Source organism: Geobacillus thermocatenulatus, from assembly GCF_002217655.1.
Taxonomy (GTDB): Bacteria; Bacillota; Bacilli; order Bacillales; family Anoxybacillaceae; genus Geobacillus; species Geobacillus thermocatenulatus.
The window spans coordinates 988688-1011184 of the sequence record NZ_NEWK01000002.1 but is presented as its reverse complement, the minus strand read 5'-3'; the positions used below and the strand labels follow the sequence as shown (position 1 = coordinate 1011184).

The 22497-nt window shown below is 51.5% G+C and carries 30 protein-coding genes, 2 pseudogenes and 1 riboswitch; of the genes and pseudogenes, 18 read left to right on the top strand and 14 right to left on the bottom strand.

The features are described from left to right. The first annotated feature begins 50 nt into the window (after window positions 1–50). Window positions 51–461 carry a CotO family spore coat protein gene (locus B9L19_RS13985; protein ID WP_025948655.1) on the top strand — a complete coding sequence of 137 codons (411 nt, stop codon included), beginning with the start codon at window positions 51–53 and terminating at the stop codon, window positions 459–461. A 155-nt stretch (window positions 462–616) separates the two neighbouring features. Here B9L19_RS13985 and B9L19_RS13980 read toward each other — a convergent pair whose 3' ends face one another. The 8 genes from B9L19_RS13980 to B9L19_RS13945 all read right to left on the bottom strand — a co-directional run bounded on the left by B9L19_RS13980 (window position 617) and on the right by B9L19_RS13945 (window position 9725). Continuing rightward, window positions 617–2188 (bottom strand): glycosyltransferase family 4 protein, encoded by a 1572-nt coding sequence (locus B9L19_RS13980; RefSeq protein ID WP_025948654.1) that lies wholly within the window; start codon window positions 2186–2188, stop codon window positions 617–619. A 2-nt stretch (window positions 2189–2190) separates the two neighbouring features. Continuing rightward, window positions 2191–3285: a CotS family spore coat protein gene (locus tag B9L19_RS13975; protein ID WP_025948653.1), complete on the bottom strand. Its 1095-nt coding sequence runs from the start codon at window positions 3283–3285 to the stop codon at window positions 2191–2193. A 254-nt stretch (window positions 3286–3539) separates the two neighbouring features. Next, window positions 3540–4694, bottom strand: coding sequence for a glycosyltransferase family 4 protein (locus tag B9L19_RS13970; RefSeq protein WP_047753511.1), 1155 nt, complete (start codon window positions 4692–4694; stop codon window positions 3540–3542). Then, the gene (locus B9L19_RS13965) at window positions 4691–5647 is read right to left on the bottom strand and encodes an NAD-dependent epimerase/dehydratase family protein (protein WP_025948651.1); all 957 of its coding nucleotides are present in this window, start codon (window positions 5645–5647) and stop codon (window positions 4691–4693) included. Before B9L19_RS13965 ends, B9L19_RS13970 begins: the two co-directional genes overlap by 4 nt. Further along, the gene (locus B9L19_RS13960; protein WP_047753510.1) at window positions 5644–6927 is read right to left on the bottom strand and encodes a UDP-glucose dehydrogenase family protein; all 1284 of its coding nucleotides are present in this window, start codon (window positions 6925–6927) and stop codon (window positions 5644–5646) included. The genes B9L19_RS13965 and B9L19_RS13960 overlap by 4 nt, the downstream gene beginning before the upstream one ends. Window positions 6928–7176: 249 nt before the next feature. After that, window positions 7177–8259, bottom strand: a complete 1083-nt coding sequence (locus tag B9L19_RS13955; RefSeq protein WP_047753509.1) for a glycosyltransferase — start codon at window positions 8257–8259, stop codon at window positions 7177–7179. Between the two features lie 6 nt (window positions 8260–8265). Next, the gene (locus B9L19_RS13950) at window positions 8266–9261 is read right to left on the bottom strand and encodes an aminoglycoside phosphotransferase family protein (RefSeq protein WP_047753508.1); all 996 of its coding nucleotides are present in this window, start codon (window positions 9259–9261) and stop codon (window positions 8266–8268) included. Between the two features lie 161 nt (window positions 9262–9422). Continuing rightward, on the bottom strand, window positions 9423–9725 hold the full coding sequence (locus B9L19_RS13945; RefSeq protein ID WP_047753507.1) for a hypothetical protein: 303 nt from the start codon (window positions 9723–9725) through the stop codon (window positions 9423–9425). Window positions 9726–9903: 178 nt separating this feature from the next. Here B9L19_RS13945 and B9L19_RS13940 point away from each other — a divergent pair, with 178 nt between their 5' ends. Then, complete coding sequence (locus tag B9L19_RS13940; protein ID WP_013523186.1) at window positions 9904–10254, top strand: DUF1360 domain-containing protein; 351 nt, start codon at window positions 9904–9906, stop codon at window positions 10252–10254. 23 nt (window positions 10255–10277) lie between these two features. Beyond that, window positions 10278–10685 (top strand): hypothetical protein, encoded by a 408-nt coding sequence (locus tag B9L19_RS13935; RefSeq protein ID WP_075261344.1) that lies wholly within the window; start codon window positions 10278–10280, stop codon window positions 10683–10685. On the opposite strand, the gene B9L19_RS13930 is transcribed toward B9L19_RS13935, so the two are convergent. Beyond that, window positions 10573–11337, bottom strand: coding sequence for a hypothetical protein (locus B9L19_RS13930; RefSeq protein ID WP_025948646.1), 765 nt, complete (start codon window positions 11335–11337; stop codon window positions 10573–10575). The two genes, B9L19_RS13935 and B9L19_RS13930, sit on opposite strands and share 113 nt — an antisense overlap. Before the next feature lie 101 nt (window positions 11338–11438). Further along, on the bottom strand, window positions 11439–12158 hold the full coding sequence (locus tag B9L19_RS13925) for a BMQ_0737 family morphogenetic spore coat protein (RefSeq protein WP_025948645.1): 720 nt from the start codon (window positions 12156–12158) through the stop codon (window positions 11439–11441). A 155-nt stretch (window positions 12159–12313) separates the two neighbouring features. Here B9L19_RS13925 and B9L19_RS13920 point away from each other — a divergent pair, with 155 nt between their 5' ends. The 11 genes from B9L19_RS13920 (at window position 12314) to B9L19_RS19095 (ending at window position 17576) form a co-directional block, all read left to right on the top strand. Then, window positions 12314–12649 carry a spore coat protein regulator protein YlbO gene (locus B9L19_RS13920; protein ID WP_047753506.1) on the top strand — a complete coding sequence of 112 codons (336 nt, stop codon included), beginning with the start codon at window positions 12314–12316 and terminating at the stop codon, window positions 12647–12649. Between the two features lie 382 nt (window positions 12650–13031). After that, on the top strand, window positions 13032–13262 hold the full coding sequence (locus B9L19_RS13915) for a hypothetical protein (RefSeq protein ID WP_011230350.1): 231 nt from the start codon (window positions 13032–13034) through the stop codon (window positions 13260–13262). A gap of 27 nt (window positions 13263–13289) precedes the next feature. Next, complete coding sequence (locus B9L19_RS13910; protein ID WP_025948643.1) at window positions 13290–13493, top strand: hypothetical protein; 204 nt, start codon at window positions 13290–13292, stop codon at window positions 13491–13493. 156 nt (window positions 13494–13649) lie between these two features. After that, on the top strand, window positions 13650–13856 hold the full coding sequence (locus B9L19_RS13905; protein WP_025948642.1) for a DUF1657 domain-containing protein: 207 nt from the start codon (window positions 13650–13652) through the stop codon (window positions 13854–13856). Window positions 13857–13954: 98 nt separating this feature from the next. Next, complete coding sequence (locus tag B9L19_RS13900; protein WP_025948641.1) at window positions 13955–14431, top strand: YhcN/YlaJ family sporulation lipoprotein; 477 nt, start codon at window positions 13955–13957, stop codon at window positions 14429–14431. A gap of 11 nt (window positions 14432–14442) precedes the next feature. After that, a complete protein-coding gene (gene spoVAC / locus B9L19_RS13895; RefSeq protein ID WP_015374180.1) occupies window positions 14443–14922 on the top strand; it encodes a stage V sporulation protein AC in 480 nt (159 codons plus the stop codon). After that, window positions 14922–15935: a stage V sporulation protein AD gene (gene spoVAD / locus B9L19_RS13890; protein ID WP_025948640.1), complete on the top strand. Its 1014-nt coding sequence runs from the start codon at window positions 14922–14924 to the stop codon at window positions 15933–15935. The genes spoVAC and spoVAD overlap by 1 nt, the downstream gene beginning before the upstream one ends. Before the next feature lies 1 nt (window position 15936). Beyond that, window positions 15937–16293, top strand: coding sequence for a stage V sporulation protein AE (gene spoVAE / locus B9L19_RS13885; RefSeq protein WP_013146042.1), 357 nt, complete (start codon window positions 15937–15939; stop codon window positions 16291–16293). A 12-nt stretch (window positions 16294–16305) separates the two neighbouring features. Beyond that, window positions 16306–16512 carry a DUF1657 domain-containing protein gene (locus B9L19_RS13880; protein WP_025948639.1) on the top strand — a complete coding sequence of 69 codons (207 nt, stop codon included), beginning with the start codon at window positions 16306–16308 and terminating at the stop codon, window positions 16510–16512. A gap of 12 nt (window positions 16513–16524) precedes the next feature. Beyond that, on the top strand, window positions 16525–17385 hold the full coding sequence (locus tag B9L19_RS13875) for a DUF421 domain-containing protein (RefSeq protein WP_025948638.1): 861 nt from the start codon (window positions 16525–16527) through the stop codon (window positions 17383–17385). Between the two features lie 20 nt (window positions 17386–17405). Then, window positions 17406–17576 (top strand): hypothetical protein, encoded by a 171-nt coding sequence (locus tag B9L19_RS19095; protein ID WP_167372788.1) that lies wholly within the window; start codon window positions 17406–17408, stop codon window positions 17574–17576. Between the two features lie 139 nt (window positions 17577–17715). On the opposite strand, the pseudogene B9L19_RS13870 reads toward B9L19_RS19095, so the two are convergent. Further along, window positions 17716–18051: pseudogene (locus tag B9L19_RS13870) on the bottom strand (thioredoxin family protein); the annotation flags it as partial. A gap of 113 nt (window positions 18052–18164) precedes the next feature. On the opposite strand from B9L19_RS13870, the gene B9L19_RS13865 reads away from it, so the two are divergent. From B9L19_RS13865 to spoVIF, 3 genes are all read left to right on the top strand, one after another. Continuing rightward, window positions 18165–18401, top strand: a complete 237-nt coding sequence (locus B9L19_RS13865; RefSeq protein ID WP_015374185.1) for a hypothetical protein — start codon at window positions 18165–18167, stop codon at window positions 18399–18401. A 76-nt stretch (window positions 18402–18477) separates the two neighbouring features. Next, window positions 18478–18606 (top strand): YjcZ family sporulation protein, encoded by a 129-nt coding sequence (locus B9L19_RS13860; RefSeq protein WP_071880143.1) that lies wholly within the window; start codon window positions 18478–18480, stop codon window positions 18604–18606. 124 nt (window positions 18607–18730) lie between these two features. Further along, entirely contained in the window at window positions 18731–18988 is a 258-nt protein-coding gene (gene spoVIF / locus B9L19_RS13855; protein ID WP_011230363.1) for a sporulation-specific transcription regulator SpoVIF, read from the top strand. A 123-nt stretch (window positions 18989–19111) separates the two neighbouring features. Here spoVIF and B9L19_RS13850 read toward each other — a convergent pair whose 3' ends face one another. The 3 genes and pseudogenes from B9L19_RS13850 to B9L19_RS13840 form a co-directional block, all read right to left on the bottom strand. Beyond that, window positions 19112–19546 carry a GNAT family N-acetyltransferase gene (locus B9L19_RS13850; RefSeq protein ID WP_025948636.1) on the bottom strand — a complete coding sequence of 145 codons (435 nt, stop codon included), beginning with the start codon at window positions 19544–19546 and terminating at the stop codon, window positions 19112–19114. A 1-nt stretch (window position 19547) separates the two neighbouring features. Continuing rightward, window positions 19548–20068, bottom strand: a pseudogene (locus B9L19_RS13845) (YjcG family protein). 98 nt (window positions 20069–20166) lie between these two features. Next, a complete protein-coding gene (locus tag B9L19_RS13840) occupies window positions 20167–20895 on the bottom strand; it encodes an alpha/beta hydrolase (RefSeq protein WP_047753505.1) in 729 nt (242 codons plus the stop codon). A gap of 187 nt (window positions 20896–21082) precedes the next feature. Further along, window positions 21083–21193, top strand: a riboswitch (SAM riboswitch). A 199-nt stretch (window positions 21194–21392) separates the two neighbouring features. On the opposite strand from B9L19_RS13840, the gene B9L19_RS13835 reads away from it, so the two are divergent. Continuing rightward, the gene (locus B9L19_RS13835) at window positions 21393–22496 is read left to right on the top strand and encodes a methionine biosynthesis PLP-dependent protein (RefSeq protein WP_025948634.1); all 1104 of its coding nucleotides are present in this window, start codon (window positions 21393–21395) and stop codon (window positions 22494–22496) included. Window position 22497: the final 1 nt, after the last annotated feature.

The window sequence follows — 22497 nt, the reverse complement described above, 5'->3', positions numbered from 1 at the left end:
ATCACGGGCATACATATATAAGGTAAGGCAAGCATGGAAGGGGGATCGACGTGCGGAAACAAAACGTTGTGGAGACGGAGCCGTTGCTTTACATTGTGCAGCCAAAAGCGATGCGGGCGGCGGCGCATATGCAAGAAACGTTTATGTGGACGAGCCGAATGCAACAGGAAGAGGAAGGAAGTTCTAGCGATGAACGAGGCGGCGAGGAGGAACCGGCTGAATTTTTTGCCAAAAAAGAATTCCAAGTGATGGCGCTCGACGAGCGGCTGGCCTTTTTGGCGGAGCTGCCCGGCCATTTGCCGCCGTTGAAATGCCAATTTGTCATGAAGGATAAGAGCTATGAAGGCATATTAAAGAAGTGCACGGCGACCGAGTTGACGATCGCCGATGAACAAGGAAACGAAACGGTCATCGGGCGCGCGCAGCTTCTCGCGGTGACGATGATCGGGTTTGTGCAGTAACGCATTTCCTTGCGTTGAAACGCATCTTTGCCTGAATGCGTTGCGGCGCCAGGAAAGGATGATGAGGGTTTGTTTCCTTCATTTGCTGTGGGATTGTATTCTCGTTTTTATTTGGGGTGTCCGTCATTTTCTTCGTTGGCGATTTTCGATTCGTGTTAGTGTGAGCTTGCAATCGTAAAATGTTTGGTGTCATGTTTCGCTTGAGCCAATTTGCGGTTCAAATGCGTTTTAGGCGACGCGTCCAGTGTTTGTTGGTTGCCGCTTGCAATGGTAAAAGGTTTTATATGGCGGCCGGTTTGGGGCTGTTTAGGAGCTGGGGCGTTTTTCGCGAGTTCAGTTCGCTCTGCCGCAGCTTCTTTTTGTTTGGCTGTTCGTTGATGGTCTTCCATTGATGTGGCACTCTCTTTTTTGGCTTTTCTCTTTTTCGTTTTGTCGGATGACGCTGCCGCGTTTTTTTTCGAGTGGACGTTTTCTTTTGCATCTGCTTTAGGGATTGGCAGGTTCCGTTGTTCTGTTGCCTCTTCTTCCAGCGGTTCTATTGTCATGCCGGCTGCTTGTTCTTCACTCGCTGCCGCTTGTTCTGTTTTCTCCGCCTGCTCCCAAACTTCCAATAACTCGGAAGCGACTCGCTCCCACTGATAGATCGAAATCGCAAGCTGCCGGCCTTTTTCTCCCATTCTTCTCATCAATGATTGATCTGATAATATTTGGGCAATCTTGTTGGCAAAATCACTCGGGTCCTCCGGATTTTCGACGATCAGGCCGTTTTCATTGGCGAAAATGACTTCCGGATTGCCGCCTCTCGCGGTCGTAACGATCGGAAGGCCTGCTGCCATGGCCTCGTAGTGGACGCGCGCCAACGGTTCCTGCCATTGCGAGGTGCATACGAACAAATCGGCTGCCGCAAACCAATTTTGGATTTCATTCGGTGCGACAAAGCCTGTCGTGACAACAGGGACAGGCATTCGTTTCGCCAGTGCTCTTACATAGGCGACATAATCAGTCATGTCATTTTCGCTAAACCAGTTGCTCCCGACAATCACCAGGGCTACGTTTTGAAATTTTTTTGCCAGCTCCGGCAAGGCTAGAATGAGTTTATCGACCCCTTTATTGCGCGACAGCCTTCCGGCGAACAAAATGACCGTTTTGTTTTCCAACCCATGTGCCCGTCGAATGTCATGGCGTATTTTCTGCATGTTTGGATGATTTCCCGGCAAAAATCGTTCGCTGTCTACCCCTGAATAAATGGTGCGCAATTTTGGCGATGCCTGCGGATATAGGTTGCGGATGACATTGCCAATATAATCACTCACTGTTACGATGTGGGCCACTTCTGCGATGGCCGCCGCTGCTTCTTCTGGATCGATTTTCTCCGGTTGAAACATATCATTGTGCATACTTAACGTTATTTTGGCGGCGGGCGCTGCCTGTCGGATCGGAAGGACAAGACGGGGCCGGTTAAAGATGTGAATGAGATCGAACTCGTTCGCTTCCACATAACGAACAACGTTTTCTCGGTATATTTCAAATAGTTTTCCCGGCACGCGCACGTAGTGAACGCCTTGGATCGTTTCTTGCTCGGGAAGCGACGAATCGCTGATGCCTAAAACGGTCATATCATGGAATTGGTTTACATATGGAAGAATGCTGGAAATATACGTTTGAATGGCTCCGCCGAGTACAGGGGGAACGGGGAGTTTTTCTGTACAAATCATCAAAATTCTCATATTTATCCCATTCCTTTCCAGTCATTTTCGATTTCTGCCAATACAGGCCACTTCGACTGGTCGGTTTCGACAATCGTTTGAATGAGCTGTGCGGTTTGTTCATTGAGAAAGGTTTCTGGTTCATAGACGACTTCCTTCATATTTTTGTAAAATTCGTTTGGCATGGCCAAATCAATCATCAAAAGCTCGTATAATTCAGGTGTGATTGGATTTGCTTCATGGTACGCTAGAATCATTTCCCGCACCCATGTTGCATCCCATTTGTATAAATCGGCCATTGCGCCGCTAATGAGTTTTCGTAAATCACGAATGGGAAGGTCAAAGGCAACTCCGTCGAGATCAATAATCCACATTCCGTCCGCTCCCATTTGGCCGTTGGACCAACCGTAGTCTTGGTGAACCAACCCCCAATGAGCCGTTCCTTGCTTGACGAATTCAACATAGTTGGATTGCAGGAATCGTTCCATGCCTTTTCGCGCCTGTTCTTTAAATCGGTCAACTACTTCTAATAACGGTGGGCTTGCCGGCATTTCAGGGTAGTATTGGGCAATGTTCCGAAACCAGCTCATTTTCGTGATCATCTTTTCATAGTTTTTTGGCCACTTGTGCAGTCGCGAGGCCATTTCCGCCTGCTTCGGGGGGACGTATCCTTTGCTTAGGCGATGGAATTCTCCAAGGGCATAACAAAGCTTTCTTGCTCCTTCCAAATCCTTTGCAACCGGCGTCAACGGTTCAATCCATTCCGCCACAAACCATAGTTTTCCTCCTGCCTCGACATAACGTTTTCCATCCTTTGTTTTTACAATTGGCGGCACTCTTGCCTTGCGCACTTCCACTAAATATTCTTGTGCTCCTAAGCTGAATAGGCTCCTTGTCGGCCTCCGGTGCAGCAGCTTCAAACTTTTCGGGCCTGATTTTGTTTCGAGCTTCCAAATGGCTCCTCCTTTGTCTGGTTTTGTTGTGATGATTTGCATATTTTGAACGGATAAATCGTAATGTTTCAGCACTTCTTCTGCCAGCTGGATGATATACTCAGGGACAAAAAACTCATGGGTCGTTTCATCCACGAGCCATGGTTCAATCACGATGTCTTTCATGCTATCCCTCCTGTCGGGTATTTGGGAATGGACGAAACGAAATAGGTGTGATTGCTACTAGGATATGTATGGAGAACAAAATTGGACTGGGTAAGCTCATTAACTTATTAGGATCTGTCTCTATGATCCTGAAGCTGATGGCGTTCGCTGCGGAGGAAGCACCCCCACAGGGATGCAATGAAAAAGAAGTGGCATTGTTGGTTTCAGAGAAACAAGAAAAAGGCTGTCCCGAAAAAATTTCTTTTAGACAGCCCTTATTGGTTTGGGGAAAGGGAGGAATAGGCTTCGATATAAACCGTTTCAAACCGCTTGGCCACATGGTGGAATTGAAATTGCTGTTCAACGAGCATTCTTGCGTTTTTCGCCATGGTTTCCGCTTCATGTTTATTCACAAGCATGTAATCAATCGCTTCAAAAAAAGCGTGCGGGTTTTGGTAGTCATCGATGACAAAGCCGGTCTCGCCGTGGCGGACGATTTCGGCATTGCCGCCGCGGTTGGTCGTCACGACCGGAATGCCGGCGGCCATCGCCTCATAATGGACGCGGGCGAGCGGCTCGTGCCATTGCGAGCTGCATACAAACACATCGGCGATTAAAAGCAGTTTTGGGATATGGTTGTGTGGAACGTAGTTTGTAAAGATGATGCGATCGGCCATTGGCGATGCCAATTCATAAAGCCAATCAATGTATTCGCTTCGGCTATTGTCGTTGAACCATTTTCCACCGGCAATAACCAGTGCTGTCTCGGGATGGCGGGTTAAAAGGGAGGGAAGACATTGGATCAGCAAATGCGGTCCTTTTGTTTTGCTGAGCCGGCCGAGAAAGAGAACGACTTTTTTATCGGTGAGTCCGTACGCTTTGCGTTCCGACTGGCGGATGCGCCTGCCTTCTTCCGTCCAGACGGGGATGTACTGGGCAAGGTTGACTCCGGAATAAATGACTTTGATTTTTTTCGGGTCCACCAAGTACCGGTCAGTCACCGTCTGTTTGATGTATTCACTGACGGCGGTCAGCAAGGTGCAGGCGTCTAGCGCCCGCTTCGCCTGATTGGCTGTCATTTTCAGCGGGGAAAACATGTCGTTATGCAGGCTTAGCACAAAGGCGCTTTGCGGAGCCGCCGCTTGGTAATCGATGAGCGGAACAGGACGATTGAAGACGTGGACGACATCGAATTTGTGCGCGGCCAGCGCACGTGCCACATCCGTTTCATACGTGGCTTTTGGAAAACGGATGTAGCGGATGTCTCCGTCTGTCTCTTCAGGCGGCAAAAGCGGATCAGCGATTGAAAAAATCGTCAGTTCGTGGCGGCGGGCGATCAAGGGAGCAATCCCATCGATCATCATTTGAATGGCCCCGCCCCGCACTGCTGGGGCGGGCAGCTTTTCGGTGCAGACATAGGCGATTTTCATGAATGCTCACCCTCATACAGCGAACGGATGTATTCAATCTCTTTTTGCAGGCCGTCCTCAAGCGTTACAACCGGCTTGTACCCAAGCAGCCGCTCCGCTTTTGTCAAGTCGGCCCACGTTTGTTTCGGCTCTCCGCGGGCGGCGGGGGTATACTGAGTGTTCGCGTGTTTTCCCGTCAGCTTTTCAAGCAGCCGGATTACCTCATTGACCGATGCTCGTTCTTTTCCGCCGATATTGATCGTTTCTCCAATGACGTCATCCCGCTCGATTGCGGCGATCGTTCCATCAACGCAGTCAGAAATATAGGTGAAATCACGCGATTGTGTTCCGTCGCCGAATACAATGAGCGGTTGTCCAGCGAGCAGCTGACGGATGAAGCGGTGAAACGACATGTCCGGGCGCTGGCGCGGGCCGTAGACGGTGAAATAGCGCAAAATGACGATCGGTACGGCGAACTCGCGAAAGTAAACGCGACATAAATGTTCGCCGGTGAGCTTTGTAATGCCATACGGGGAGAGCGGGGTCGGTTCAAGCGTTTCCGACAACGGTCCACTTCGCTCGCCATAGACGGATGAGGTCGAAGTGTAGATGAACCGTTTGAGCGGCCGGTCTTTGCATGCCTCAAGCAGCCGCTGGGTGGCGGAAATGTTGTGTGCAGCGTAGGCGGCAAACTCCGTTCCCCAGCTCGTTCGCACGCCGGGCATGCCGGCTAAGTGGTAGACCGCTTCGACGTTTTGCAGCAAGGACGGCAAATCGGCTGTCAACAAATCTAGCTCAAGAAAGGTAAACCGTGGATGAGACTGCAAATGGGCAATGTTGTTCGCTTTTAGCGGCGCCGGCGTCGGTCCGAGAAAACCGTCGACGCCGATGACATGATGCTCGTCGTTTTCGAGCAGTTTTTCGCATAAATGGGAGCCGATAAATCCAGCCGCACCGGTGACGAGAATGTTCACGGACGCCCCACCCCCATGTAGCGCAAACCGCTTTGTTCGACTGCATGGCGATCCAAACAGTTTCGACCGTCAAACACGAGCGTTCCATTCATCGCCGCTTTCACTTGCTCCCAGTCAAGCGTGCGGAATTCGTCCCAATCGGTGGCGATGACCAAGCCATCCGCCCCTTGGATCGCTTCGTACACCGACTGGACTTGTGTTACGCGGGCGAGCGGCTCCGAGAGCGTTGCCTTCGGGTCGTAGGCGGCGATCGTGCAGCCGTTTTCGCTCAATCGGCGGATGAGTGCTTCAGCAGGGGAAACACGTGTATCGTCCGTATTCGGCTTAAAGGCGATGCCAAGCACGGTGATCTTTTTGTCCGTCAATGGGGCCAACTGTTCATTGAGTTTTTGAAAGCAAAAGTCAAGCTGGGTGGCGTTGACGGTCTGCACCGCCTTCAGCAAATGCGGCTCCACTTGGCGTGAGCGCGCCGCATGTTCGAGCGCCTTGACGTCCTTTGGAAAACAGGAGCCGCCATAGCCGAGGCCGGCCCGCAAAAAGTGCGAGCCGATGCGTGGGTCGAGGCCGATCCCGCGGGCGATGTCATTGACATCGACGGTAAACGCGTCACAAATGCGCGCCATTTCGTTAATAAAGGATATTTTCGTTGCCAAGAACGCGTTGGCGGCGTATTTGATCAGTTCCGCGCCGGTGAGGCTCGTTGTGAGGTAAGGGGCATTGATGCCGGCATACACCGCCTGCATGACGGCAAGCGATTGGTCATCATCCGGTTCGAGTCCGACGACAATTTTGTCTGGATGGAACATATCGTAGACAGCCGACCCTTCGCGCAAAAACTCCGGGTTGGATACGATGCGGAACAACTGCGGCTTCACTCCTTTGCGGATGAGCTCGGCGCGCATCCATTCATTCGTCCCCGGCGGGACGGTGCTTTTCGTGACGATCGTTTTGTACGATTCGATCATTGTCGCCAAACGGTTGAGCACCGCTTCGATATAACGCAAGTCGGTGCTGCCGTCGGACCGCGGCGGGGTGCCGACACAAATGACAACGACGGCCGCCCGTTTGATATCATCCCAGCGGCCGCTGAACGTCAAATCATGATGGTGTTTGGCAATCAATTCTTCGAGCCCTGGCTCATAAAACGGAATTTCCCCGTTATTGAGCAGGCGGATTTTCCGTTCGTCATGATCGATGCAATGCACGTCATGCCCAAGTTCAGCAAGGACGGCAGCGGTGGTTAGTCCGACGTAGCCAGCGCCAATGATGCAAATGTTCATGCTAATAGGCCTCCTTCGTTAGATCTCCGGCTTTTATAGCGTATTAACAGACAAGCGTGGTTTGCTACATGGCAAGCGCCTAAAACGCTGAAAATGGTGCGGCCTATTTTCGTCGGACAACCTTCCCCGTCATTCGAAAGCGAATACGATATAAAAAAGACACGGGAGAAAAGAGGCGGTCAAAAAAGCGATGATCCCTGCGGCTGGATATGGGACAAGAAAACGGAGCAACAAAAAACCAGGTGACCATTACCTGGTTTTTTTGATGAATTCATCATACAACCGCTCCTGCACCTTGATTTGTTTTGTGATATCAAACCGCTGTTCAATCACTTTGCGCGCTTTTTTCGTGAAGGATGGAATTCGTTCCGGATGTTCCAGGAAAAAGCCAATGCCGTTCGCTAGCTCAAGGTCGTCTCTTTCTGGTGCGAGATAGCCGGTGCGTTTGTGTTCGATCAATTCGGGGATGCCGGCGTGATTCGTTGAGATGACCGGCAGCCCGCTTGCCATCGCTTCTTTCAATACGTTGGGGATGCCTTCAATGTCTCCGTCTGAAGCGGTCTCGCTCGCCAGGCAAAATAGATGGGCGCGTTCCATTTCGCGGGCGATTGAAGCGGCATCCATGGCACCCAGCAGGTCGACAAACGGATCGAGCTTCAGCTCGCTGACAAGCCGGCGGATGTTTTCTTCCTCTTTGCCGCTGCCGATGATGCGGAGGCGGCAGCGCGGATGAACCGCATGCACGCGCCAAAAGGCGCGCACGAGCGTTAAAAACCCTTTTTTCTCGACGAGCCGGCCGATCGAGAGAATGATGATGTCTCCGTTCTCCGGAATCGTCCGTTCCCGGTACGGAAATAAATCGAGCTCGATGCCGCCGTAGAGAACTTGGATTTTTTCCGGCGGAAAGCCTAGCGTGATCAGTTCATTGGCAAGATAGCGGCAGACAGGAAGAAAGAGCGCCCCGTGCTGTTTGAGCAAATGGTACCGTTTTTGATTGCGCCGCAAGCTTTGATGCTTCGCCGATCCATCGCGGCCGCGGATGCTGACGACAAGCGGAATGCGATGGGCGATGCAAAACGGGAGAATTTCGACGGCATGCTTTCCATGGTGAGCATGAATCGCGACGATATTTTGTTCTTTGGCGAAGCGGCCGAAATCTTCGATGTCGTTGAGGTGATAATAGTTGATGAGAGGAAACGGATGGCTGCTGTCATCGGCGAATGACCCAATCATGATCGGGCGGTATTTTTTTAAATGAACCATTTGGTTGTAAATAAAACGTTGATTGATTTTCATTTTTTCATGAAGAAAGTGGGCGATCGTTTGTTTCATGTTTCTCTATCCCTCGCTTTTGAGAAAATCGGACAAGAATGCGAATTTTTTTGTTTCCTGTTCGGCGAGGCGGGTGAGCAAGTCCAAGGACGCTGGGCTGTTTACCGCCCGCTTTTGCTTTTCTTGGCCGACCGTTTCGCTGTAAAACACGTGCGGAAACATGGCATCAGCCAAATAGACACTTTTGTATGGAGCATACAGGGAACAAACGGAGAAATAAAGGTCAAATAGCAGCTCCGTTCGTTTTACCGCATCGTTTTTCGGGTTTTTCGTCAAAGAAATAAGCAAAAAGCGAAAATCATCAAGCGGAAGACCATAGTAGGCGAGGTCAAAGTCAATCATCATGATTTCGTGGTTTTCCGCCAATAAAAGGTTGTTGCTGTTGTAATCCCCGTGGCAAATGGCCTTTCGTTCTTTCGCTGAGCGGCAAAAATCAGCTAGATTGCTTTTTTCAAGCCATGCATAACTTTGATTCGCGATTCCAGCCATCTGTTCCATTATATGAGAAAGAGCGTCACTATGATCGATGGCCTTTGCCTGCTCCTCTAACTGTGCTGCTTTTTGCCGATGTGCGCTCAGCACGTCTTTCGGCTCCGGAAACGATGAAGGGCAGGGGCCGGCCCAATCGGCAAACAGACTGTGAGCATGAAAGCGGGCGAGCCCTTCGATCCGTTGTTGGAAAGAGGGCTTCGTTCCGCTTGGGACGATGTAGTCCATCAAATAGTAGTAATGGCCTTTTCGGTGGATGTAATATTGGTCTGTTTTCGTTTGGAAGATTTTTGGGACATGAAATCCTTCTTGGTACAGCTTTGAATGAAGCAAAATCGGAAAATTCGTTTTGTCTTCGCTCAGCCGTTTCAGCACGTACCGTTCCCTCGTTTTTTTGTTTCGCACAAGCCATACTTTTTCTTTTTTCAGTTCCTTCATGATATCGACTTCAGTTCCAGTCAGGTCGTAACGGCTTAAAATGTCAAACAACAAGCGAGATCGTTTCGAAGCCAAGATCAGTTCCTCCTAGCATCCATTGTCGATTGATAAAAGTGTATGTAATACGAGAAGAGAATGTATAGACAAGCGTACTAGTCAATGAGAAAACGGCGTCGCCAAAAAAATAAGCGCCGACCGCGCTGGTTGGCGTCAGCCGGCTGTGCTTTCTTTCTTGGTTATTCTTCCTCGTCATCCGAATCAGCGGATGAAGCCGGCCGCATGGAAACAGGGAGATCGATTGCGGTGATTGTGGTTGCATCGATCGCAAGGGAGCGCCCCCCGTCTTTATAAAAGCGGTCAACCAACAGTGAGACGTTGTTCGTCCGCGGCTCGAAGCCGAGAAAAAGCGCATTGTAATGCGTCTCGTTGGTGGTGTGCACGTTAACCTCAGTGTTGAGTGGAAGCGCGGTCAGCTGTTCGTAAAGAGCACGGGGAAGGCGGGGTCGGGTTGGGCGTCGGTTGAAAAAGACATGGTACATCGCTTCGCCTCCTTTCTTGTCCCTTGTGTTAAAAACCTATACTCCATCATATGATTGGCTTAGGAGAGCGTTTGGGCAAACGTCCGCGGCAAAGAGAATTCACTGGTTGCCAAGTTAGAACGACGGAGAGGTAATCGGTTTTTTAGCGGTCATGACCGACGGAAAGGGGGAGGGGAGCATGGACGATCCATTTTCATTTGTCCTTCTTTGTTTAGCCAGCTTTCGCCTGACAAGGCTGATTGTATATGATGCGATCACCGCCTGGATTCGCCGTCCCTTTCACGAATGGACGGAGCAGGAACTTCCAGACGGAAGCAAACAAGTATTTCTTTCTTTCAAGGGAGGCGGGCTGCGTCGCTGGTTTGGCGAACTGCTGAGCTGCTATTGGTGCACGGGGATCTGGTGTGCGGCGTTTTGTTATACTGGCCTAATGCTTTGGCCGAATGTTTTTGAGCCGCTCATTATGCTTCTAGCGATTGCCGGCGGGGCGGCGATCATGGAGACGATCGTCAGTAAATGGCTGTCGTAAGGAGAAAGGCGGCTATTGAGATCATGACACAGCCAATGAGGGATGCCGGCGGGCGTCGTTTTGGCCAAAAAATGGACAGCGAACCGCTGATGCTGGTTGGGCAACGTTCGCTGAAGGAATGGGCGGTGTGGATGGAAGTCGTCAAGCCGTCGCCAGCCGGTGATGCAAAAACAGCCGCGCAGCTTGTCGGGATGACGTTGATGGAAGGAAACGTCCAACTGCTATTGTTTGAAATAGGAAATAGCGGAGCCGGCCCAAAATGGCCGGCCCAAACAGCAGGTGCGCCGCTGGTCGGCATGAAGGCGGAAAACGAGTGGGTCACCATTGAATGGCAATATGGTTGGCGGCAGGAACGCCCTTTGGCAGTTCTGCGCAATACACGAATCCATCAACCGTCAATGAGCGGGCATTGCTGGACGGGGGAACAGTGATTTCAAACTGGGAAAAGCGCCGCTCCTCGCCTGGTTCAAGCGGGGCGTCATAAAGCGGGGCAAGCCAGTATTCCCCGCTTTGCCGCACTTTTTCCCGCCAGTTTTCTTGGGTGAACGTCCAGCTTTCCGCGCTATTGGAGATCCGCGCTTCCTGCTCGGCCCGTCCGCTGTTTGGCAAAACCATTTTCCCGCTGAGCACCGCCGTTTTTGGAGGCGAAAGGCGGAGACAGACAATCAAATGGTGAAGCGGCGCTGTTCCGTGATTGCGAATGATGAAATCGCCGATGATGGTCAGCTCTTCCTCGTCAAGATGCGTCGGAATGACGACAGAGTAGTGAAACAACGACGACACAGCGGCAGCTCGTTCCAACACTGGTGTCTGTGTCTCTTTGGAGGTGCTGGATCGCGTTTCTTCGAGTGCAATTTCACACAACAGAAGCTGGCGTTCCAAGGCGGCGATTTTTTTCTTGTACGTTTCAACGTTGGTTGTTTCTGCTTCACGCAGCTTCTCTTTCAAATAGGCGCTGCGCATTTTTTCCTTGGCCAACTCGGCCTCCAGTTGCTGCATTTGTTGCCGGCATGAGGCTGCTTCTGACCGGTAGTGGATGATTTGTTGCTGCAGACGGAGATGTTGGTCGTTTTTGTTTTTCATACGGTTTCCACCCCTTCCATTCTCATCTTATGTATCCATTGCGGGCGCATGCCATATAAAAAAGGCTGTTGTTGGAACAACAGCCTGAACGGTGCAGGACGCTACATGGCCGGGAATACGTCCGGGCATTGCGGCGGGAATTTGGTTGTCGGGCAAAGCACGACTTCGGCCAATTCTTCGCGCGGTTGGCAGAAACGAGCTTCGACTTCGATTTTGACATCAGCTTCCACTTGGACTTCAAGGCATAAGGTGATGGAAACATCAAGTTGTGCAAAGTTGTCTGTGCAGACTAGGCTCGTGTCGCATTCGAAGAACGAAATATGGCAGTTGAGCTGCGTGCCTTCCGGGGCGCACAAGATGAACGTTTGTGCGGTAGCGAACGGAATTGGATTCGATTGGCAAATGACCGTGCCGGCTGGGCTGACAATTTGCACGACGACATGCCCTTTGATGAGCGCTTTGACTTTTTGCAACGTCACCGTTTCCCCAGAAGGAAGGGTGACGTTTACGGACTGCCGTCCGTTTGGCTGCGTAATTTCCTGGCAAATCAAGGCGTCCTGGTCAACGACCGAGTCGATCGGGTTTCCGTCGGCGTCTGTCAGGAAGCAGCGGATCGTCAAGTGTTGCGGGTTTGTATGTTGCGCTCCCAAAAAATCGCAAATCGTTCCTTCCCGATGGCAGTGATTCATCGGGAAAATCGCTTCCAAATCCTCGCCGCTGAAGCTTCGCAATGGCACATCGACTTGGCGCGTCACCCAGTCGTAAATTTTGCGCGTTCTGATGCATACTCTTTCTGTATCGCGACGGTGATGATGACCCATTTTTCTTCGTTCCTCCTATCGTTCAGTTGTTCCCCAACGCCTGGTGGTTTGGGACTACTGTATACTATGGAACGGATTAGGTAAATGTGTTGGGACAGATGCGGATTTTTTGCTGGTGGGTGCAGCCAACGATGAATCAAAGGGGGAGATGTCGAATGATGAAAGATAAACACGGGGCGATGAATGAAGAGAGAAGGGGGACAGGTGAACAGCGGCTTGCTGAGCGACTGGCGGAACTGGAGCGCCGGCTGAAAGAGGTGGAAGCCGAAAACATTGTGTTAAAGGAACTGGCTTACCAAAGCGCCAAGCGCTACGAGCAGCTCAAACAGCTGGCGAAGGAAAATGACGAGCTTCGCCGCCAGCTGTTGCAATCGCCATGGAGCGAAAAAACGGGCAAGACGGATGAGGACGAACGGCCGGACAGCTGGTTTTTCCGCACACTGAGACAAGAAAATGCCATCATGCCACACCCGGAGCGAAACGAAAAATGAGAAGCACCCTTGGCTTGCCAAGCCATACAATAGCAGTAGCCGCTCGCTTTTTCTTTCGCCGTTAGACATGGTTTGTTTTTATGCCGTTTCGATTAGAGACGAATCGTACGGAAATGGACTTGAACATCAATTGGTTGATCGGCGAGGGCTACACTTTTTCGGGATGGAGGGATGAGGAATGAAGAAGCCTACTCCGTCGAAACCGGTGACAAGGGTGCTTTCTTCGACAACGCAGCCTGTGCGGCGTCCGAGCGGATGCGGATGTGGTCGGCCAGCCGTCATCAAGAAGAAATAACGGAAATCTGTGAGAGATGCCTATACTTCGCTTCGCCTCCTTGCATAGTCTAACAGTGCAACTAGGCGAAAGGAAGGGGGGAAGGGCATGTCGGATCGGAAAAAAGCGAAAGTGATTCATGTCGATAAATTGATCATTCATGCCGATGACATCGTCATTATGCCGCGCGGCCGCATCCGCGATCCATGGTTGTTCCCGCACCGCGATGATACGGAAATGGAAGCCGTTGAAGATGTTCGGGACCGGGATAAGGAAGAACATGGTGAAGGAGGCCATGATCGAAACGAAGGAGAACGGAGACCGTTCTCGTGGATCTAGCCATAAAGCAAATGGGGGACGCAAACGGTGGAGCGTTTTAAAAATTACGGGCTTTGGCTCGGGGTCGGGTCGTTTGTCGTACTGGCGCTGGAGACGTTTGGCGTCGACATCGACCTTGGCAAGTATGAACAGTTGTATCATGCGTTATTAAGCATTTTGGTGATGGCCGGCATTTTAAACAACCCGTCGCTTGGCCGCGGTTATTCCGACAAAGTTGATGACAAGTCGTAAACCGCATGGGCGCCTGCAGAAGGCGCCCTTTTCGTGCCTGGAAAGGCTGGAGAGGCGGCAGAACGTTTTGCTGAAAATGACAATTATAATTTGGCGGCGAAAAACCATTCTAAACATTGTCACCCCCATCTTACACCATAAAGGAGGACATCCATTGTGACGGTTGCAACACAAGTGAAACAAACCTTGGCGGGGTTAAAATCGGCTCAAGCGAGCTTCGAAACGTTTGCTTTGCAAACCGAAAACCAAGCCGCAAAACAGCTTTACCAACAAGCTGCCCAACAAACGCAGGCAGTCATTGATTTGGTGAATGGGCGCATGCAAGAAATTCAAAACGAAGAGCCACAATATAAACAACCATAACCTTCGCTGAAGCGAATGGGGATGGTTCAGACGGAAAGGTTGGCACAGCACGCCGACCTTTCCCGACTTGGCGGAAATACATAAAAACGAATGGGTTGATGAAGATGAAAAAATGGTGGTTGGCGGCCGTCGTTGCGATGATCGTGGTCGGCGGCTGCGCCAAAGAAGAAACGGAACAAAAACAATCGCTGCAAGGGGCAAACCTGCTGAGAACCCAAACGTCCGGGACGGCAAAACATGCGGAACTGAACCAAGGTCCGGCCGAGCGGGCGGTCAGCTATTTGCGCGGGCGCGACGATGTTCGGGATGTGGTGGCAGTCAACAGCGGGGATCGGTTGCTCATTGCTTATCAAATTCCCCATATGAAGCGGTGGAGTCGAAAACAAATCGAGAAAGATATTGATCAAAAACTGCGTGGCATGTTTCTCGGCTACCATGTCGTTTCCTCGAGCGATTTGAAAATTTTTTGGAAGACGAAACAGCTGAAAGCCAATATGGATCACCGGCGTTGGGATGAACGAAAAGTCAATCGGGAAATCAGGCGCATTGAAAAGCTAAGCAAAGAGCAAACATAAGAGGTGTCATTATGGCGAATGAAAAACGGAAAAAGCTGACCCCGGTTCAGCAGGAATATCATTTATTCGAAAAAGAGCGGGAAACGAAGCGTCCTATTGTTCGCAACTGTGTTTGCGCGTTTCTCGTTGGCGGAATCATTTGCACGATCGGGCAGGCGATCTCTTATTTCTATATGTACTTCTTTGATTTCACCGAGCAAACGGCAGGCAATCCGACGGTGGCGACGATGGTCTTTTTGTCGATGATTTTAACTGGGCTTGGCGTTTATGACCGGATCGCCCAATTCGCTGGGGCGGGAAGCGCCGTGCCGGTGACAGGGTTTGGCAACGCCGTCATTTCCGCCGCTATCGAGCACCGCACGGAAGGGTTTGTGTTAGGCGTCGGCTCGAACATGTTTAAGCTTGCCGGCTCTGTCATTTTGTTTGGTACGTTTGCCGCCTTTGTCATCGCCCTTGTCAAAACGATTGCGACCCAGTGGGGGGGATTGTAATGCTGAAAGGACACCGCACATGGGTGTTTGCCAACAAGCCGGCGATCATCGCGACCGCTGCCGTCGGCGGGCCGTTTGAAGCGAACGGCCGCCTCGCGGAAGACTTTGATCTTCTTCATGAAGATTTATGGCTCGGAGAGGAGTCGTACGAGAAGGCGCACCGCGTGCTCATAGAAGAAGCAGCGTTTCAGGCGATGGAAAAAGCCGGCCTGGAGAAAGAAAACGTGCAATTTCTCATCGCCGGCGACTTGATCAACCAAATGACCCCGACAAGCTTTGCTGCCCGAACGCTCGGCATGCCGTATCTTGGTGTTTTTGGCGCCTGTTCCACTTCGATGGAAGGGCTGGCACTAAGCGCTTTTATTGCCAACTACGGCGGGGCAGATTATATATTAACCGGAGCCTCAAGCCACAATGCTGCTGTCGAAAAACAGTTTCGTTACCCGACGGAATACGGCGGGCAAAAGCCGCCGACAGCGCAGTGGACAGTAACGGGAGCTGGCGTGGCGATCGTCAGCCCGAAAGGGGACGGGCCGCGCGTGACGGCAGCGACGATCGGCCGCGTTGTGGATATGGGGCTTGCCGACCCGTTCAACATGGGTGGAGCGATGGCGCCGGCGGCGGTCGATACGATTGAGGCGCATTTGCGCGATAGGCAAATCGATGCATCGTATTACGATTTGATCGTCACCGGCGATCTAGGGCGAATCGGACGCCAAGTCTCCCTTGACTTGCTGCGTCAGCACGGCATTGACATCGATGAAGAGTGCTACCAAGATTGCGGGCTGCTCATTTACCGCGATGGGCAGCCGGTTTTGTCCGGCGCAAGTGGGGCGGCTTGTTCTGCTGTCGTCGTTTACGGGCATCTCATCAAACGGATGCTCCGCGGCGAGCTGAAGCGCATTTTGGCAGTCGCGACAGGAGCGTTATTGTCGCCGCTATCGTTCCAGCAAAACGAGACGATTCCATGCATCGCCCACGCGGTGGCGATCGAGTATGGAGGTGAGGCGTAGCGTGTTGGCTATGTTTTTTTGGGCGTTTGTCGTCGGCGGGCTGATTTGCGTGATTGGGCAAATTTTGATGGATGTGTTTAAACTGACACCTGCGCATACGTTGACGATTCTCGTCGTTGTCGGGGCGATTTTGGATGGATTCGGTTTGTATGAGCCACTCATTGATTTTGCCGGCGCCGGGGCGACGATTCCGATTACGAGCTTTGGAAACGCGCTCGTTCACGGCGCGATGCAAGAGGCGGAAAAACACGGCATTATCGGCGTATTGACCGGCATGTTTGAAGTGACGAGCGCCGGCATCTCCGCGGCGATCGTCTTTGGGTTTATCGGGGCGCTCTTGTTCCGCCCGAAAGGATAGGAGGGATCTTCCATGACCGTTGTTTCACAGGTGAAACAAACGTTGGCGAGCTTAAAAGGCATTCACGCTGGGCTGCAACAGCTGGCGCTCACTTCTCAAGATGAAACGGCGCAGCGGACGTTTCATGAAGCGATGCTTGCGACAGAGGAGATCATCGCGGACATCAAAGACCGGATCGGCCGGCTCGAGTTCGAAGAGCCGCAATATCACGGAAAGTAAGGAGCATGATCGATGCCTATATGGTTAGAAACCGCCATTCGTTCGATTTGCATTTTAATCGGGTTGTTTGTGATCACCCGCATTCTCGGCAAAAAGCAATTATCAAAATTGTCGTTTTTTGAATACATCGTCGGCATTACCGTCGGCGATATCGCTGGAACGATGTCGGTCGACTTAGGAATTTCGCTGCAAGAAGGCATCACCAGCATTTTGATTTGGTCGCTGTTTCCAGTGGCTGTCGCTCGACTCTCGCTGCGCAACAAGAAATTTCGCGATTTTGTCGAGGGCAACTCCACGGTTTTTATTAAAAACGGCAAAATTTTAGAGGAAAATTTGAAACGGGAGAAATATACGGTTGACGAGCTGCTCGAACAGCTGCGCAAAAAAGATGTGTTTCGTGTCGCCGACGTCGAGTTTGCGGTGCTTGAGCCGAACGGCGACTTGAACGTGTTGCTGAAGCGGGAAAAGCAGCCGCTCACCGTCGGCGACGTGTTCCCAAACCCGCCGCGGGAAAAAGAGCCGCAAACGGTCATCATGGACGGCATGATTTTGGATGAGCCGCTCGCTGTGATGGGGCTTGGCCGCGGCTGGCTGAAGGAACAGCTTGACAAACAAGGAGTGGCGATTGAAAATGTGTTTCTCGCCCAAGTCGATTCATACGGACAGCTGACGATCGATTTGTACGATGATAAGATCCAAATTGCCGAGCCACAGGAGAAAAAGCTGCTCTTGGCCGCGATGAAAAAAGTGCAGGCTGATTTGGAGTTGTATGCACTGCAGACGAACTCTGAAGAGGCGAAGGCGCTGTATGAACGAAACGCCGCAAAAATGGCGGAGCTTGTGCAAAAAGTCGAACCGCTCTTGCGAAACTGATGACACAGGAGGAAAAGACGATGAAAGAGAAACGGACAAAAACGACGGATGAGGAAATTCAAATCCAATTGAAACGAAATGGGCGCTCCGAGCAAACGCGGACGACCGATGAGGAAATCTCGATTGAATTCATGTTTGACAGCCCGCAGCTGACGCGCCAGCCGAAAGACTACGACGAAATCGAATATTGACAGCTTCCGTTTCCACAATCGTCGATCCATAAGGAGCTGTCTGTTCATTCGCATGGCTGTCCGGGAAGGAAAACTTCCTTCTCGGACAGCCTCTTTTTGTTGCCCTTCTTCTCTGGCGACGCAAGGGCGCCGGCCCGCCTTACTCTGGCAGAGACTGCAAAAAGGCGCGCACCTCTTCCGGCGTTTTGGCGTCAGCGCTGTGCAGATGAGCCATTTTTTCTCCTTTGCGGAAGACCAACAGGCTCGGGATGCCAAGTACCTGGTATTTCTCGCCAAGTTCCGGAAACTGGTCACGGTCGATTTCAAACCAATCATATTGTCCATAGTCGCGAACGATGTCATCGATGAACATATTGAGGCGCACGCAGTCTGGACACCAAGTTGTGTAAAACTTCATAATTGCTGGCTTATCGCCGGAAATGGCCGCCTCGAATTGCTCAACTGTTTCAATTTGTCTCACATTCGTTCCCTCCCTTTCATGTTGCCGTTCATCTTTACTTTACCATATGGCAAGGCAAAAAAAGAACGGGGACGCCTTCACCTCGGGCAGTCGTTTTTGCATACAACAGTAAGAAAGGAGGGGAAAGTGTGAGCAAAGAGTTGGAAAAAGCGCTCGAAAATTGGGTTGCGTCGCGCAAAGAAGGGCATGAAACGTTCATCCGCCTGTTTGAACAATGGGGAAAGGACTTTAACAAACAGCTGCAAGAAATCGAAAAATTGAACAATGGATTTTTAAAAAGTGTGCAAGGCAACTTGGACTACATCGAGCAATGGTTTGCGAAGAAGGAGCGGGAATTTGCCGAGCTGTTCCGCCGATTTGGATGACAAAATGCCCTTGCGCCCATACGTCTCGATGCGCGGATGAATACGATACAGTAAACAAAGAAGGAGGTGCATCATGATGGGCTTCTGCGGCTATGGATTTCCGTACTACGGCTACGGCTATGGCGGTGGCTATGGCGGTGGCTTTGTGCTGATTGTCGTGTTGTTCATTTTGTTGATTATTGTCGGCGCGGCATTTGTCGCCTAACGGAAAAAGCGAATGGGATACGGGCCGTTTCGGCGCCACGGAGCGGCTCGTATTTTTCTTTCCATATTGATGCACGCTGAGGCGGTGGCATCATACGATATAGAAGGGAGAAGGAGGCGGAACGATGGATCAGCAATTTTTTAAAAACATCGAAAAGAAAACAGGTGTCAATATGAAAGATGTCTTTGAGCTCGCCAACTCGCTGCAAAACGCCAATTTCAGCGATGAAAAAACGGTGCGCCAAGTCGTGAAACGGGTGGCGCAAATCGCTAATCGAAAAGTGCCAAAGGAGCTCGAAGACCAAATCGTCAAGGCCATCGTCCATAACGGCAAGCAAATTGATTTCAATACCATTGCCAATATGCTGAACAACAAAAAATAAGCGAAAGGGAGCTTGCGTGTGCACAGCTCCCTTTTTTGCCCTCTCTGCCTAAGCAAAAGAAAAGGTGTCTACAGATCCCCCAGCACTTGATGCCATGTAGGCGAAGGACGTTCAATCAGCTGGTTATTCGAGCGATTTCACCATCGTGACATGTGGAATGCCAGCGTCCATAAAGACACCGGAGACGGTCGTGTAGCCGAGCTTTTTGTAAAACGGTTCCGCGTGCGTCTGGGCGTTCAGTTTCGCCGTTTTCGCCCCTTTTGTTTTCGCCAGCTGTTCGATCGCTTCCATCACCATCCGTCCGGCGCCGCGGCCGCGGTAGGACGGCAGGATGCAAATCCGCTCGATTTTGCCGACGCCTTCGTCAATGAAACGGAGCCGCCCGGCGCCAATGGGGGTTGTGTCATCATACAACACGAGGTGGAACGAGTCGTCCTCGAATGCGTCGATTTCCTCTTCTTCCGGCACGTTTTGCTCTTCGATGAATACAATCCGGCGGACGCGCAAGGCGTCTTCGTACAAAGCGCGATCTTGCGTTGTGCCAATCGCAACGTTCATTTCACACCGTTTCCTTTCCTCCGACGATAAACGTTTCATAGACGGTCCACGAGCCGTTTTCCAGCTGATAGAGAAGATGGAAGCGGTCGACGATCTCCTCGAAGTGCACCTCTTGCAGCTTCAGCTGGCTGTAGACGTCCGCATATTCTGCGCCCGGCAAATCGCGGCCGATCGTAATGTGAGGCACGAACACAAACTCCGGCTTTCCGGCGAACAAGCCGCTGTGCAGTTGTTCATGAAGGCGCTCGAGCACGTCGTTTGGCTCCACTTTTAAATAAATGATGTTGCTTGTCGGGTAAAACGAGCTGAATTTCGTCACTTTGATCGGAATGGGAGGTGTTTCCGCCGCAATGCGGCGCAACTCTTTCGCCATTTTTTTATTTGCTCCTCATCCGCTTCAAATGGGTATTTCAGCGTAATATGCGGCGGGATGAGGGCGTAATGGCTGTCGTACCGTTTCCGGTACGAGTTGGCGAAGTCCTGAATCCGTTTTGGCGGAAAGATCACAATGCCGTACTTCATTTTGTTTTCCCTCCTTGAACCAGTTCTTTTTCCACGCGCAGGAAACGCACGGAATGGATGCGGCGGCTTCGACATCTTTGAAGTTGCTCCGTTTTGTCCTATAACGATAAAACAGCGGCTACGGCCCGGGGTACATCCGGCTGCCAATACGTCCACGCATGGCCGCCTTCGAACTCATGGTACGTATAAGCAAACCGTTTTTCCATAAACAAGTCCCGCGCCATTCGATTCGGGGTGATAAAATCGCGCACATGGCCATCCGTCGTTTTCACCGCTGTTTCCTCTGTGCCAACAGAATGGTAAAGCGAAAGGAGCGATGGATCGCGGAATGAGCGGATGCGCGCCAATGCCGAGTCATCGATATAGGGGGACTGCATGGCGATTTTCCCAAATGTATGCGGATACAACAACCCGGCTAGAAGCGACACCGTTCCGCCGAGCGAATCGCCGATCAGCGCCCGGCCTTTGCCCATTTGGTATGTCGGCAGTTCGCGGTCCAAAAACGGGACGAGTTCATGGGCTAAAAAACGAAGGTATGCTTCGTGCTTTCGGCCTTCCGGGTGGTATTTCTCGTAGCGGTCGTTGACGTTCCGATACGGGATGCCGACGACGATCGTCCGGTCGATTGTTCCTTCTGCCATCAGCGTTTCGATGACGGTTTTCATTTTTCCATACATAAAATAATCTTTGCCGTCTTGCGCGATTAATAAAGAATATTTGTAAAGCGGCGAAAAATTGCTTGGCAAGTAGACGAGCAGTTCGATTTCTTCTTGCAGCTCTCCGCTGTACAACTTGCAGTCGCGCATCGTTCCTGTTGCTGTCGCCATGACCATCCTCCATGAAAGCGTAAGTTCATCTGTTATTGTAACATATTTGCGCCAAAAGATGTTAACGAAGGGCTCGAATTTTTTGCGAATTTGCCGAATCGTGCCATTCACAAAAAAATGGCTTGCAAAAACGGGGGGAATGCGCTACATTTTTTATTAAAATTAGAAAAATTGAATACGCGTCTCATTCTTATCAAGAGAAGCGGAGGGAACTGGCCCAATGAAGCTTCAGCAACCAGCCGCCCGGCGGCCAGGTGCTAAATCCAGCGAATTGAGCATTCAATTCGGCAGATAAGAAGAAGCATGACCATGTGCGTATGGAAAAGTCTTCTTCTTAGAAGACTTTTTTTATTTACTCAAGCGGCCGCTCCCTCAACCGAGAGGCGTCGAGGATCAAGGCGCTTGGCCGCTGCCTGACCCACAGCGCCGTTTCGTTGGGCGTTAAGTGGTCGGCCGTTGATCCATGATGGAATTTTCAGCAGAAGGAGAGAGATGAGATGGAGAAACTGGAGACGTTGTTAGCGCAAATTGGCAACCGGAGCGAAACGGTGACGGGGACGGTCAACCCGCCGGTTTATTTTTCCACGGCCTATCGCCATGCCGGCATCGGGGAGTCGACCGGGTTTGACTACATCCGCACCGGCAACCCGACGCGCAAAATCGTCGAAGAAGCGATCGCCAAACTCGAAGGCGGCGACCAAGGCTATGCGTTCAGCTCCGGCATGGCCGCCATTCAGACGGTGCTCGCCTTGTTTCAGAGCGGAGACGAGTTTCTCGTATCGGCCGACCTTTACGGCGGGACGTACCGCCTGTTTGAGCGCGGCTGGCGCAAGTACGGTCTTGGGTTTCATTACGTTGACTTTGCTGACCTCGATGCAGTGGAAGAAACCATAACGGAAAAAACGAAAGCCATTTTCTTGGAAACGCCGACGAACCCGCTGATGCAGGAGACGGATATTGCCGCCGTCTCCGAACTCGCCAAACGGCACGGGCTGTTGTTGATTGTCGACAATACGTTCTATACACCGGTGCTCCAGCGCCCAATCGAACAAGGCGCCGATATTGTCATCCACAGCGCGACGAAGTATTTAGGCGGCCATAACGACGTCTTGGCTGGCCTTGTCGTCGCCAAAGGCGAGGAGCTCTGTCAACGGTTGGCCGAGTACCATAACGCCATCGGCGCGGTGTTGTCGCCGTTTGATTCGTGGCTATTGATTCGCGGGATGAAAACGCTGGCCCTAAGGATGCGCCAGCATGAAGAAAACGCCAAGCGCATCAGCGCGTTTTTGCGCGAACATGAGGATGTCACGGATGTGTTGTATCCAGGAAGGGGTGGAATGCTGTCATTTCGAATTGACGATGAAAAGTGGGTGAATGGGTTTTTAAAAAGCTTGCGCCTCATTACGTTCGCGGAAAGCTTAGGCGGAGTCGAAAGCTTCATCACATACCCGGCGACGCAAACGCACGCGGACATTCCTGAGGAAATCCGCATCCGCAACGGCGTCTGCAACCGACTGCTCCGTTTCTCGGTCGGCATCGAACATGCGGATGATTTAATCGCCGATCTGGCGCAGGCGTTCAAAAACATGAAAGAGGTGTGAG